Annotated in this window: 14 protein-coding genes; 8 read left to right on the forward strand and 6 right to left on the reverse strand. The window is 74.6% G+C overall.

All coding sequences use genetic code 11. The features are described from left to right. Window positions 1-65 precede the first annotated feature (65 nt). Both NQU55_RS01240 and NQU55_RS01245 read left to right on the forward strand, forming a co-directional pair. A complete protein-coding gene (locus tag NQU55_RS01240) occupies window positions 66-500 on the forward strand; it encodes a thiol-disulfide oxidoreductase DCC family protein (protein WP_168093676.1) in 435 nt (144 codons plus the stop codon). A gap of 76 nt (window positions 501-576) precedes the next feature. After that, complete coding sequence (locus tag NQU55_RS01245) at window positions 577-1,371, forward strand: HAD family hydrolase (protein WP_168093682.1); 795 nt, start codon at window positions 577-579, stop codon at window positions 1,369-1,371. Here the strand turns inward: NQU55_RS01245 and pip are convergent. Further along, complete coding sequence (gene pip / locus NQU55_RS01250) at window positions 1,368-2,372, reverse strand: prolyl aminopeptidase (RefSeq protein ID WP_168093675.1); 1,005 nt, start codon at window positions 2,370-2,372, stop codon at window positions 1,368-1,370. The genes NQU55_RS01245 and pip overlap by 4 nt on opposite strands. 55 nt (window positions 2,373-2,427) lie before the next feature. Between pip and NQU55_RS01255 the strand changes: the two genes are divergently transcribed. From NQU55_RS01255 to NQU55_RS01280, 6 genes are all read left to right on the forward strand, one after another. Further along, window positions 2,428-2,994 (forward strand): MarR family winged helix-turn-helix transcriptional regulator, encoded by a 567-nt coding sequence (locus NQU55_RS01255; RefSeq protein WP_256789441.1) that lies wholly within the window; start codon window positions 2,428-2,430, stop codon window positions 2,992-2,994. Window positions 2,995-3,167: 173 nt separating this feature from the next. Continuing rightward, complete coding sequence (locus NQU55_RS01260; protein ID WP_168093673.1) at window positions 3,168-3,320, forward strand: hypothetical protein; 153 nt, start codon at window positions 3,168-3,170, stop codon at window positions 3,318-3,320. A 118-nt stretch (window positions 3,321-3,438) separates the two neighbouring features. Further along, the gene (locus NQU55_RS01265; RefSeq protein WP_168093681.1) at window positions 3,439-5,853 is read left to right on the forward strand and encodes a SpoIIE family protein phosphatase; all 2,415 of its coding nucleotides are present in this window, start codon (window positions 3,439-3,441) and stop codon (window positions 5,851-5,853) included. A gap of 163 nt (window positions 5,854-6,016) precedes the next feature. Next, the gene (locus NQU55_RS01270) at window positions 6,017-6,625 is read left to right on the forward strand and encodes a carbonic anhydrase (protein WP_168093672.1); all 609 of its coding nucleotides are present in this window, start codon (window positions 6,017-6,019) and stop codon (window positions 6,623-6,625) included. Window positions 6,626-6,728: 103 nt separating this feature from the next. Further along, window positions 6,729-7,202 (forward strand): cyanase, encoded by a 474-nt coding sequence (gene cynS / locus NQU55_RS01275; RefSeq protein WP_168093671.1) that lies wholly within the window; start codon window positions 6,729-6,731, stop codon window positions 7,200-7,202. Window positions 7,203-7,322: 120 nt separating this feature from the next. Next, window positions 7,323-7,820, forward strand: a complete 498-nt coding sequence (locus NQU55_RS01280; RefSeq protein ID WP_168093670.1) for a nucleoside deaminase — start codon at window positions 7,323-7,325, stop codon at window positions 7,818-7,820. A gap of 22 nt (window positions 7,821-7,842) precedes the next feature. Here the strand turns inward: NQU55_RS01280 and NQU55_RS01285 are convergent, their stop codons facing one another. The 5 genes from NQU55_RS01285 to NQU55_RS01305 all read right to left on the reverse strand — a co-directional run bounded on the left by NQU55_RS01285 (window position 7,843) and on the right by NQU55_RS01305 (window position 12,981). Next, the gene (locus NQU55_RS01285) at window positions 7,843-9,138 is read right to left on the reverse strand and encodes a benzoate/H(+) symporter BenE family transporter (RefSeq protein WP_308402189.1); all 1,296 of its coding nucleotides are present in this window, start codon (window positions 9,136-9,138) and stop codon (window positions 7,843-7,845) included. A gap of 32 nt (window positions 9,139-9,170) precedes the next feature. Next, entirely contained in the window at window positions 9,171-10,325 is a 1,155-nt protein-coding gene (locus tag NQU55_RS01290; RefSeq protein ID WP_168095455.1) for a sensor histidine kinase, read from the reverse strand. Further along, window positions 10,318-11,085, reverse strand: coding sequence for a response regulator transcription factor (locus NQU55_RS01295; RefSeq protein ID WP_168095454.1), 768 nt, complete (start codon window positions 11,083-11,085; stop codon window positions 10,318-10,320). Before NQU55_RS01295 ends, NQU55_RS01290 begins: the two co-directional genes overlap by 8 nt. 548 nt (window positions 11,086-11,633) lie before the next feature. Continuing rightward, the gene (locus NQU55_RS01300; protein ID WP_168095453.1) at window positions 11,634-12,302 is read right to left on the reverse strand and encodes a lysophospholipid acyltransferase family protein; all 669 of its coding nucleotides are present in this window, start codon (window positions 12,300-12,302) and stop codon (window positions 11,634-11,636) included. 4 nt (window positions 12,303-12,306) lie between these two features. Continuing rightward, a complete protein-coding gene (locus NQU55_RS01305) occupies window positions 12,307-12,981 on the reverse strand; it encodes an AIM24 family protein (RefSeq protein WP_168095452.1) in 675 nt (224 codons plus the stop codon). Between the last annotated feature and the right edge of the window lie 99 nt (window positions 12,982-13,080).

The raw sequence follows: 13,080 nt of genomic DNA on the forward strand, positions 1-13,080 counted from the left end.
CCGCCGGGTGGAGCCCTCGCCGGACCCGCCGCCGGACCCGGTGCCCGGCGCGGCATGATGGCCCCATGGGAACCCGACCTGTGCTCGTCTACGACGGCGACTGCGGCTTCTGCACGACCTCGGTGCGCTGCGCCGAGAAGTACGTACGGCCGCGCTGCGACGTCGTCGCATGGCAGTTCGCGGACCTGGACGCGCTGGGGGTCACGCGGGAGCGGGCCGAGCACGAGCTGCTGTGGATCGCGCCCGGCGGCACGGTGTACGGCGGCGCCCAGGCCGTCGCCAAGCTCCTGCTCAGCGCTCGCGGCGGATGGGCCGTACCCGGCGCGGTGCTCACGCTGCCGCTCGTGCGCCGGGTCGCGCACGGCCTGTACCGGATGGTCGCGGACAACCGGCACCGCATGCCCGGCGGCACGGCGGCCTGCGCCCTGCCCGCCGGACGCCGCCCCGGCGCGGCGGCGGGGGCCGATGCGGAGGCGGGGCGTCCGAACGCGGGCCGCTGATCTGCGGGTTCACGTTCTCCGCGCGTCTTGCGGCGCCGGATCCCTGAGGTAGCGTGGTGCGATGACGCGCCCCCGCATGATTGCCACGGACCTCGACGGCACCCTCCTGCGCAACGACAAGACGCTCTCCCCGCGCACCCTGCGCGCCCTGCGCACGGCGACCGCGTCCGGCGCCGAAGTCGTCTTCGTCACCGCCCGCCCGCCCCGCTTCGTCGACCGGCTCTCCGCCGCGACGGGCCTCGCCGGCACGGCCGTGTGCAGCAACGGCGCGCTCGTGTACGACCTCGCGGCCCGTACCGTCACCGCGTCCCGTGCCCTGCCCGTCGACGTCGCCCGCAAGGTGGTCGCCGCCCTGTCGGCCGTCGTGCCCGACGTGGGGTTCGCCGTCGAGACCGGCCGGAACGTGCTGTACGAGCCGGCGTACGGGCTGCGCCTGCCCGAGGACGCCGGGGCGGAATCGCCCGTGGCCTGCCTCGCGGACCTGTGGACGGCGGACGTCCCCATCGCCAAGCTGCTGGCCTGGTCGGCGCGGCTCGACGCGGACCTGCTGCTCGCCGCCGCGGAGCAAGCCGCGGGCACCGAGGCGCAGTTCACGCACTCGGGTGGCAGCGGCCTGCTGGAGATCAGCGCGCCGGGCGTCACCAAGGCCGGGACGCTGGCGGAGCTGTGCGCGGGGCGGGGCATCCCCGCCGCGGAGGTCGTCGCCTTCGGGGACATGCCCAACGACCTCACCATTCTGACCTGGGCGGGCACCGGCTACGCGATGGGCAACGCCCACCCGGCGGTGCTCGCTTCGGTGGCGCGGCGCACCGGGACCAACGAGGAGGACGGCGTCGCCGCCGTCCTGGAGCGGCTCTTCGGGCCGGCCTAGCGCGCCCTGCCCGGCGCGGGCGTGGTTCCGCCGTGCCTGGCGAACGCGTCCAGGGCGCCGAGCACGTGACGGCGTGTCGCGGCGGTGCCCAGGTGCCCCGCTCCGTCGACGACGACCAGCCGGGACCCAGGCCAGGCGCGGGCGAGTTCCCACGCCGTGCCGAGCGGGCCGGCCAGGTCCAGGCGGCCGTGGACGAGCACGCCCGGGATCCCGGCCAGGCGCCCCGCGTCGCGCAGCAACGCGCCCTCCTCCAGCCAGGCGCCGTGGGAGAAGTAGTGCGCGCAGATGCGCACCAGGGCCAGCCGGGCGGCGGCCGCCCGGCCGGTATAGGGCGCCGTGGCCCCCTCCGTCTCGCCCGAGAGGACCGCGTCCTCCCAGGCGCACCAGTCGGCCGTGGCCTTCTCCCGCACCGCGGCGTCCGGGTGCTCCGTCAGGCGCGCGTAGGCCGCCACGACGTCGCCGTCGCGCGGTGTGCCGGCGGCCCCGGCGAGGAAGCTCTCCCACTGCTCGGGGAAGAACCGGCCCGCGCCGCGGTAGAGCCAGTCGATCTCCGAGCGGCGGGTCGTCGTGACGCCGGAGACGACGATCTCCGAGACCCGCTCCGGGTACGTCTCCGCGTAGGCCAGGAGCAGCGTCGACCCCCACGAGCCCCCGTACAGCAGCCAGCGGTCGACGCCGAGGTGCGTGCGCAGCCGCTCCATGTCGGCGATCAGGTGCGCGGTGGTGTTGTGCCGCATGTCCGTCGCGGGGTCGCTCGCGTGCGGGGTGCTGCGGCCGCAGCCGCGCTGGTCGAACAGGACGACCCGGTAGCGGTCCGGGTCGAAGTACCGGCGCACGCCGGTGCCGCAGCCCGAGCCGGGCCCGCCGTGGACCACGAGCGCGGGCTTGCCCTCCGGGTTGCCGCAGGCCTCCCAGTACACGAGGTTGCCGTCGCCCACGTCGAGCAGGCCCGTCTCGTACGGCTCGACCGGCGGGTACAGCCCTTCCGCGTCCGCGCCCATGTGCGTCGTTCCTCCCGCCCTCCGCCAATACAACAGCGCTGTTACATTACGGCATGTGACGTCTTCCCCGGAGACCCCCGAGACCCCCGAGACCCCCGAGACCCCCGAGGCTCCCCATACCCCGCGGACCCCGGACGCCCCGAGCGCGCCCGGCCCCGAACTGCTCGGCACCCGCCTGCGCCACCTCCTGGAGCTGCTCGACGGCGACGTCGGCGCCGTGTACGCGGACCTCGGCCTGGACGGGTTCCGCCCGCGCTTCACCCCTGTCGTCCGTGCGCTGGCCGCCTCGGGGCCGGGCACCATCCGCGACCTCGCGCGAGCCGTCGGCGTGACCCACTCGGCCGCGAGCCAGACGGTGGCCCGAATGGCCGAGGAGGGGCTCGTCGTCCTCGCGCCGGGGCGGGACGCACGGCAGCGCGTCGTGCGGCTGACGCCCCGGGCCGAGTCGCTGCTGCCGGTGCTGGACGCCGAATGGGCGGCGACGGCCGCCGCGGCCGCGGAATTCGAGGCGGAGCTGTCGTACCCGCTCAGCAGGCTCGTCACCGAGGCGCTCGACGCCCTGCACCGGCGCCCGATGCGGCAGCGGATCGCCGAGTCGCTGCCGCCGGGTGCCGCGGGCTGAGGGCAGGCACACGGCCGCGGCTGCGGTCCGGCCCGTCCGGCCCGCACGCCCCACGGATGCTCCTGCTCCACATGGGGGAGTGCGGACCACCCATGTGCGCCACCCGGCCAGGTTTGCGCCGCCCCTGTGCGGCAACGCGACCTGTGAGTCCCTCCTCCCGGCAGGAGCCTCCCGTGGTCGTCTTCGCACTCGTCCTCCCCCCTCTGCTGCTGTGCGCGATCCTCGCCCTGGGCCGCTACGAGGAACGCATACTGACCGGACCCGCCCCGCCGCGCCGCACGCCGGGCAGGCACCGCGGCTCCCGCAGGCGCCGGCGCGTCGTCTGAAGCGGTCACGGGCCCGCCGGGTCGGCAAGCGCCGACGCCCCTCACCCATCACTGTGGAAGCAGAAGACGGCAGCCACGGCGCGTCCGGCGGAAGGAGGACGGCGTGACGGACGAACCGATGACGCTCTTCCACGAGAGCCCCGAGGACCCCTTCTCGGTCGGCAACTCGGCGTCGGTCGTGCTGGACCACCGCGGAACCGTGGTGGGCTGGGGGGACCGTGCCGAGGTGCTGCTGGGCCACCCGGCGGGCGACGTGATCGGGCGGCCCGGGCTGGAGGCGCTGGTGGACCCGGGCGACCGGGACGCGGTCGTGGCGGCGGCCGCCGCCTGCCGGCAGGACTCCGGCTGGTTCGGCATCGTCCCCGTCCTCCACCGCGACGGCCACCGCATCCTGGTGGGCGTCCGCGCCCGCTGCATCGTCCGCGAAGGGGCCGCACCCGAGTGGTTCCTGGTGGGCGCCCCCGCCGGGGACGTGATCCAGTGGGAGACGGACCGCTCCGTGCTGGACGGGCTGTTCCGGACCGCCCCCGTGGGGCTGGCCGTCCACGCCCCGGACCTGAGCATCCTGCGCATCAACCGGGCCGTCGCCCGGATCGGCGGCATCACCGCCGAGCAGGCGCGGGGCCACCGCACGGGCGACTTCCTGGTCGCGGCGGACACGGAGACGGTGGAGCGCCGCCTGAACGAGGTGCTGGAGACCGGACGGCCGATGATCTTCACGGAGCAGCCGTGCCGGCTGCTCGCCGACCCCTCCCAGGTCCGCTACGTCTCCGTCTCCGCGTTCCGCATGGAGGATTCGGCCGGGGCCATCCTCGGCGTCACCCAGTTGGTCGAAGACGTCACCGAACGGCACCGGGCCAGGCTCCGGCTGGCCCTGCTCAACGACGCGGGCGCCCGCATCGGCACCACGCTGGACGTGGCCGCCACCGCCCGCGAGCTGGCCGACGTCCTCGTCCCCGAGCTCGCCGACGCCGTCACCGTCGACCTCCTCGAACCCGTCAGCCGCGGCGAGGAACCCTCGCAGGACGGCTTCGGGCCCGTCCGCCGGACGGCCGTCCGGTCCGACACCCCGGGCGCCGAGGAGGCCCTCAACCCGCTCGGCGGCCTCATCCGCTTCGCCCCCGAGACCCCCCAGGGCAGGTGCCTGGCCGAGAAGAGCCCGATCCTCGTGCCGGAGCTGCGCACCCCCGAGGACCTCGCCCTCGTGGCGCAGGAACGCGCCCCCCACGCCCGGGCCCTGGGCGCCCACTCCGTCATGATGCTGCCGCTCGCCGCCCGCGGCCTCGTCCTCGGCCTCGTCAGCCTGTGGCGCTCCCGCCGCCCCGACCCGTTCGAGGAGGACGACCTCACCCTCGTGGGCGAGTTCGCCGCCCGCGCCGCCGTCTGCATCGACAACGCCCGCCGCTACACCCGTCAGCACCAGGCCGCCCTGGCCCTGCAGCGCCGCCTGCTGCCCGCGGACCTGCCCGAACTGCCGGCCGCCGAGGTCGCCCACCAGTACATCCCGGCGGGCGCCGTGGAAGGCGTCGGCGGGGACTGGTTCGACGTCATCCCCCTGTCCGGCGCGCGCGTCGCCCTCGTCGTCGGCGACGTGATCGGCCACGGCATCGACGCCGCGGCCACCATGGGGCGCCTGCGCACCGCCGTCCACACCCTCGCCGAACTCGACCTCGACCCCGACGAGGTCCTCTCCCACCTCGACGACCTCGTGTACCGCCTCGCCGCCGAACAGGAGAGCAACAGCCGGGACTCCCCCCTGGACCAGGTGACCGGCGCGAGCTGTCTCTACGCCGTCTACGACCCCGTCTCCCGCGTCTGCTCCCTGGCGCGCGCAGGCCACCCGCCGCCCGTCCTGGTCACCCCCGGCGGGCAGGTGAGCATCCCCGACCTCCCCGGCGGGCCGCCGCTCGGCCTCGGCGGGCTGCCCTTCGAGGCGACCGAGATCGAACTGCCCGCGGGCAGCCTCCTGGCCCTCTTCACCAACGGCCTCATCCACAGCCACGACCTCGACATCGACGCGTCGCTCGACCGCCTCTCGCAGGAACTCGCGCGCCCGGAACGGTCGGTGGAGGAGACGGCCAAGGCCGTCGTGGACGCACTCCTGCCGGCCGAGCCCGTGGACGACGTCGCCCTCCTCCTCGCCCGCACCCGCGTGCTCCCGGAGCACTGCGTGGCCACCTGGACGCTGCCCTCGGACGCCCGCGCCGCCGGGCAGGCCCGCACGCTGATGGCCGAGCAGCTCAGCGCCTGGGAGCTGGACGAGCTGGCGTTCGCCACCGAGCTCATCGTCAGCGAGCTCGTCACCAACGCCTACCGCTACGCCGGCGGGCCGGTCACCCTGCGGCTCATCCGCGGGCCCCGCCTCATCTGCGAGGTCTCCGACACCAGCAACACCGCCCCCCACATGCGCCGGGCCCGGACGACCGACGAGGGCGGCCGCGGCCTCTTCCTCGTCGCCCAGCTCAGCGAGCGCTGGGGCACGCGGTACGGCCGCGAGGGCAAGACGGTCTGGACGGAGCAGCTGCTGCCGTGACGGCGCCGGCGCCCACCCCGGGCAGGCCGGGACGCGCGGGCTTCCCTCGGGTATAGATGAGCTCTATGGAAGTCATGGATTCCATCTCTTGGACGTTATAGGTGCAGGTCATGCACAGTGGATGACGTCGGCCCCCACCGGCATCCACCAAGGGAGTGAACCCATGCACCACCTTGCCCAGGGAGCCCAGCGCTTCCGGCGGAACGTCTTCCCCGCCCGCGCGGAGCTCTTCGAGCGGCTCGCCACCACGCACCGGCCCGGTGCGCTGTTCATCGGCTGCTCCGACGCCCGCGTCGTCCCCGAACTGATCACCCAGCGCGAGCCGGGCGAGCTGTTCGTCATCCGCACCGCGGGCAACCTCGTGCCCGCCCACGCACCCGGCGCCGACGCCGTGGCGGCCGGCGTCGAGTACGCCGTGGACGTCCTCGGCGTGGCCGACGTCATCGTCTGCGGGCACTCCGCCTGCGGCGCCATGACCGCCCTCGCCGAGGGCCGGGACCTGTCGGCCCTGCCCGCCCTGGCCGACTGGCTGCGGCACGCCGACGCCGCCCGCGCCAGGTGCGCCACCGATTCCACCGAGGACAAGGTCGCCGCGATGGTGCGCGCCAACGTCCTGGCCCAGCTGGCGAACCTGGCGACGTACCCCTCCGTCGCCCGCGCCCTGGACCGCGGCGCGGTGCGCCTGCACGGCTGGGTCTTCGACATCGGCACCGGCGCCGTCGAGGAACTCGACGCGGCGAACGGCCGTTTCGCGGCCCTTCCGGCCGCCTGACGGTTCCGACCCGGTTCGGCCGGCGGCCGTACCACCGGGCCGCATCGCGGCCGCATCACCAGCCCCCCACATCACCAGTTGTCCCACCAGTGAAGGAAGTCCCATGACCGTCCACGCCCAGTTCGACCCCCAGGCCCGTCAGCAGCTCGCGATCGCCGCGGTCGAGGCCAAGACCCGCAAGGACCTCACCTGGCAGGAGCTGGCCGACGCCGCCGGCCTGTCCGTCGCCTTCGTCACCGCCGCCGTCCTCGGCCAGCACGCCCTTCCGGCCGGTTCGGCGAAGGCCGTCGCCGAGCTGCTCGGTCTGGACGACGACGCCGCGATGCTGCTGCAGACCGTGCCGACCCGCGGCTCCATCCCCGGCGGCATCCCGACCGACCCCACCATCTACCGCTTCTACGAGATGCTCCAGGTCTACGGCACCACCCTCAAGGCCCTGGTCCACGAGCAGTTCGGCGACGGCATCATCAGTGCGATCAACTTCAAGCTGGACGTGAAGAAGGTCGCCGACCCCGAGGGCGGCGAGCGCGCCGTGATCACCCTCGACGGCAAGTACCTGCCGACGAAGCCCTTCTGACGCCCCGTCCTGACGCCCCGTCGTCCGTACCGCATCCGACGGGACGCCCCGCGCCCGGCCGTCCGCCGGGCGCGGGGCGTCCCGTACCCCACCCCACCCCTCCCCAGGAGCACCCGCACCATGGACTTCGTCCGGCGCACCATCGACATCGCCCGCAAGAACGTCGAGGAGGGCGGCCGTCCCTTCGCGACCGTCATCGTCAAGGACGGCGAGATCCTCGCCGAGAGCCCCAACCTCGTCGCCCAGACCTCCGACCCGACGGCGCACGCCGAGATCCTCGCCATCCGCGAGGCGTGCACCAGGCTCGGCACCGAGCACCTGACCGGGACCACGATCTACGTGCTCGCCCACCCCTGCCCCATGTGCCTGGGCTCGCTCTACTACTGCAGCCCCGACGAGGTCGTCTTCCTCACGCAGCGCGACGACTACGAGCCCCACTACGTCGACGACCGCAAGTACTTCGAGCTGAACACCTTCTACGCGGAGTTCGCCAAGGGCTGGAGCGAGCGGCGGCTGCCGATGCGCCACGAGCCCCGCGACGAGGCCACCGCCGTCTACCGGTTCTGGCAGGAGCGCAACGGCGGCGAGCGCCGTGTGGCCGGAGCTCCCACCGCCTGACGGGGGCGGCCGCGGCGGCGCCTCAGCGCGCCGCCTTCTCCTCCGCGGCGCTCACCGGCCCGGCGGGCCTCTCCGCGGGGCCCGTCTCCTCGCCCGCCTCCCGCTCCCGCGCCGCCGCGGGCTCGCGGCGGCGCCCGTTCAACACCACGGTCGCCAGCACGCCGGCCAGCAGGCCCCAGAACGTCGAGCCGATGCCGGCCAGGGTCATGCCCGACGCGGTCGCCAGGAAGGTGACGACGGCCGCCTCGCGCATGCGCGCGTCAGCGAGCGCGGCCGTGAGGGAGCCGCCGATCGTGCCGAGGAGGCCGAGCCCGGCGATGCCCATGACGAGGGAGGCGGGCATGGCGGTCAGCAGCCAGCCCACGACGCCGCCGAAGAGGCCGACCGTGATGTAGAACAGGCCCGCCCACACGGAGGCCAGGTAGCGCCTGCGGGGGTCGCGGTGGGCCTCCTCGCCGGTGCAGATCGCCGCGGTGATCGCGGCCAGGTTCAGCCCGAAGCAGCCGAACGGGGCCAGCACCGCGTTGACGATCCCGGTCCAGGTGAGCAGCGGCGAGACGGGTGTACGGTAGCCCGCGCCGCGCAGCACGGCCACGCCCGGCAGGTTCTGCGACGCCATGGTCACCACGAACAGCGGCAGGCCGACGCCGATCAGCACCTGCCAGGAGAACTCGGGGCGCACGAAGACCGGTTCGGCGAGCGCCACGTGCAGCCCCTGCAGGTGCCACGAGCCGCGGAACGCGCTCACCACGACGCCGGTGGCCAGCGCGCCGATGACCGCGTACCGGGGCAGCCACCGCTTGCAGGCCAGGTAGACCGCGAACATCGGGAACACCACGGCGAAGTCGTGCTGCATCTTCGTGAACAGGCCCGTGCCGAACTGCACGAGCACGCCCGCCAGGAGCGCCGACGCCAAGGGCACCGGGATCCTGTCCATGACGCGCTCGAACCAGCCGGTCGCACCGCTGACGATCACCAGGACCGCCGAGAGGAGGAACGCGCCGGTGGCCTCGGCCATCGACACCCCGTGCAGGCCGGTCGCCAGCAGGGCCGCACCGGGCGTGGACCAGGCCGTCACCACCGGCGCCCGGTGGCGCAGCGACAGCCCCGCGCAGGTGACCCCCATGCCGATGCCCAGGGCGAACATCCAGGACGTGAGCTGCGCCGGGGTGGCCCCGGCCGCTTCCGCCGCGGTGACGACGATGGCCACGGAGCTGGTGATGCCGATGAGCACGGCGAGGAAGCCCGCCGTGACCGCGTCGGCGGGTGCCGCGGAGCGGATGCGCTGCGCGAGCCGGGTCATTCGAGGCGAGGGCACGCGTGCGAGTCCACTACACAAGTTGATCTTCGTCAACCGCCTTGCGGACGCGCGGCGGTGGGGCGGCCGCGAACCGTCTGACCGGCCGCGGGCAGGACCACCTCGAAGCGGCAGCCGCCGGGCACGTTGCGCACGGCCGCGCGGCCCGCGTGCGCCTCCACGATGCCGCGGACGATGGCCAGGCCCAGCCCCGCGCCGCCCGGCGGCGTACGGGCCTCGGTGCCGCGCCAGCCCGTGTCGAAGACCCGCGGGAGGTCCTCCTCCGCGATGCCGCCGCAGCCGTCCGTCACGGACAGCACGACCGTGTCCGCCTCCCGGTGCGCGGCGACCGCGACCGTTCCGTCGGCGGGAGTGCGGCGGATGGCGTTGACGAGGAGGTTGCCCAGGACGCGGGTCATCTCCTTGCCGTCGACCTCGACCGGCACCGCCTCGACGCCGTCGCCGGTCAGCCGGACGCCGTGCTCGCGGGCCAGGGGCCCCACCCCGGCGAGGGCGTCGTCCACCAGGTCGTCCACCGACATCCGGCTCGGGTGCAGCGGCAGGGCGCCCGCGTGGATGCGGGAGAGCTCGAAGAGGTCGCCGACCATGGCGTCGAGGCGCTCCACCTCCGTGCGCATCCGGCGCAGGTAGCGCGGCGGGTCCTCCGCCACGCCGTCCTCCAGGGCCTCGGACATCGCCCGCAGCCCGGCCAGCGGGGTGCGCAGGTCGTGCGAGATCCAGGCCACCAGCTCGCGCCGCGAGGTCTCCAGCGCCTGCTCCCGCTCCCGCGAGCGCGCGAGCTTCCCGCTCGTCGCGGCCAGCTCGCGCCCGAGCGCGGCGAGCTCGGCCGTGGCGCCGCCGCCCGGGGCCGCGAAGCTGCCCTCGTCGCCGAAGGAGCGCGCGGCGCGCGTCAGGGCGTTGCTGTGCGCCACCACCCAGCGGCCCAGCAGCAGGGCGGTGGCGAGGGAGACCACGGCGGCCGTCGCGCAGACCGTCGTGACGACGGTCAGGTCGTGCGAGGAGAGGAACATCGCCCGGGCCACGGCGAGCGTGCCGGCCAGCATCGCGACGACGGACACGACGGCCACCACCGTGAGGGAGACCGCCACCGAGCGGTGGCGCAGGGCCCGCAGGGCGAGCGCGCCCAGCAGCCCGGCCGCCGCGGCGCCGAGGAACGAGTAGAGGGCGATCAGGAGGACGTCACGCACGGCCGGCCCCTTCGCTGCGGGCCTCCGGCCCGTCCGGCTCGTCAGAAGGCCGCACGCCGTCGGCCTCGAAGCGGTAGCCGACGCCCCAGACCGTCCGGATCAGCTGCGGCCGGGCCGGATCGTCCTCGACCTTGCCGCGCAGCCTGCGCACGTGGACGGTCACCGTCGACACGTCGCCGAACTCCCAGCCCCACACCTCGTGCATCAACTCCTCCCGGGAGCACGCCCGGCCCGGGTGGCGCAGCAGGAAGGACAGCAGGTCGAACTCGCGCAGGGTGAGGGCGAGCTCGGCGCCGTCCTTGGTGGCGCGCCGGGCGGCCGGGTCGAGCACGAGGCCCCCCGCGCGCAGCAGGGGCGCCGGGCGCGGGTCCGCGGAGCGCGCGTGCGCGCGGCGCAGGACGGACCCGACGCGCAGCACCAGCTCCCGGGGGCTGAACGGCTTGGTGACGTAGTCGTCCGCGCCCACCTCCAGGCCGAGGATCCGGTCCTCCTCGTCGCCGCGCGCGGTGAGCATGATCACCGGGACCGGGCCGTCCGCGCGGAGCCGGCGGCACACCTCCAGCCCGTCCATGCCCGGGAGCATCAGGTCGAGGACGACGAGGTCGGGCCGGACCGCCGCGGCCAGCTCCAGCGCGCGGGGGCCGTCGGCGGCCCGGTCGACGGTGAAGCCGGCGCGGTCGAGGTAGCCGGCGACGACTTCGGCGACGGTCGGGTCGTCGTCCACGACGAGGACGCGGGAGGGCTGCGGTGTCTGCTGCATGCCGCAAGCCTCGCACCGCCCGCCGCACGGCGCCGCGCGGGTCCGTGTCACCGGAGGCCGCGCCCCCGCTCATCGCGCTTATCACACTTCGAGCACGGTGTCTGGTGCCTTCGGCCCGGTTGTCCGATGGTGAAGGCAACTACGGCTGGTCCACCGGCATTTGACGCTGTCCGGCGAGCGCCGCAGGCAGGAAGGGGGGTCATGAACTGTCCCGAATGTGGCGCGTCGACCATCAACGGTCCTGACGGGAAGTCCTCGTGCTCACAGTGTTCATGGCAGTCTGGGTGACATGGAAGAGCAGGCATGGCGCTCACACGCCGCACCCGGCGAGCCCTACTACACCACCAACACCTGTAGCGGCTGCGGATCCGTCGTCCTGGGGGTACACGGCAGGTGGACGTGTGCCTCGTGCGGGACCTGCAGCCCGTACCAGGAACCCCCCGAGGGCTGGGCCTCGGAGATCGTTCCGGAAGGGAAGGGCGGTAACGGCCGGGCCTGCGACGATCCCCAGGCCAGACGGTAAGGCGCGAAAGGCGGGCCCGGTGGCTTCAGGCCGCCGGGCCTGCCGGTTCTCCCAGGCGTGCGGCCGCCGTGCGCCAGGCGCCGGTCACCGCTTCGTGGGCGCGCGCCGTGGCCGCGGCCCGGTCGCCGGTCAGCCGGAGCGGGGCGCCGATGTGGACGTGCAGGGGCGGCCGGCGCACGGGCGCGGTGAGCACGCCGGCGAGCTGCCGGGTCCGGCTGCCGGAGCAGAGGCGGCGCGCACCCGCCTGCCCCAGGGGCACGACGGGGGCTCCGGTGGTGAGGGCGAGATGGGCGAGCCCGCCGCGGAAGGGGCGGGGTGCCGCCTCGCCGGAGTCCCGGCGGCGGGGCAGGGCGCCCTCGCCGTAGATGAGCACGGTGCGGCCGTTCGCGAGCGCGGCCCCGGCCCCGTCGAGGGCCAGGACCGCCCGCGGGTCGCCGCGGTGGACGGGGACGTACCCCTCGCGGGTGAGCAGCCGTCCCAGCAGCGGGATCCGCCACAGGCCGGCGGCGGCCAGGGCGACGGGGGAGACCCCGAGCCGGTGGAGGGCGGCGAGGACGACCGCCGGGTCGGCCAGCGAGGTGTGGTTCGCCGCGACGATGCTGCCGGGCGCGGGCCCGGCACCGGCGCCGTCGTCGGTCGTCACCGTCAGCCGCCCGGCCGCGGGCAGCACGGCGGAGGCTATGCGACCGAGCACCGGGTCAGCCGTTCTGCTGCTGCGGCTTGGCCTCGCTCGGCCGGACGATCACGAAGCCCTCGCCCTCCAGCTTGAGCTGGACGGCCTCGCCGGAGCCGCCGCGCAGCATGGAGCCGATGCTCTGGGAACGGTGCAGCGAGGTGCGCAGGGAGGCGGACCAGCCGACGACCGCGTCGGTGTCCACGTAGACCGGGGCCTGGACGGAGACGGGAATGACGATGGGGTTGCCCTCGCATATCACGCCGAGCTTCCCGTGGCCGCTGAAGACGGAGTTGAAGAGCCCGCCGCCCGTCATGCCCGCGCCCTTCACGGTCTGGATCTCGTAGGAGAGGGTCGGGTCGAAGCACAGGACGTTGCGGCCGTTGACGGTGAGGCTCTCGCCGGGCGCGATGTCGACGATGAAGCAGTTGGCGGCCTCGTGCGCGAACCACACCTCGCCGCGGCCCCGCACGGCCATCAGCGCCAGGCCCTCGCCGGTGACGGCGCGCTTGAGGAACTTGCCCACGCCCTGGCCGAGCTTCTCGAACTGCAGCTCGCCGCGGAAGGCGACCATGGAACCCTGGCGCGCGTAGCACTCGCCGTCGACGGCGTAGACGATGGACTTGGCGTTGTGGACGGCCATGCCGGGCGCAGCGGCGGGCTTGGCCATGTTCTGCTGGGCGAAGAGGTCACTGTGCATGACGTGCATGATCACCCATATGGCGGATATGCGGCAACGGCGCGAGCCGGGGCGGCCGCGGCGCGCCGGGCTCCCGGCCGGCGTGCGGAGACAGGGCCG

The organism is Streptomyces telluris, from assembly GCF_024519335.1.
GTDB classification, from domain to species: Bacteria; Actinomycetota; Actinomycetes; order Streptomycetales; family Streptomycetaceae; genus Streptomyces; species Streptomyces telluris.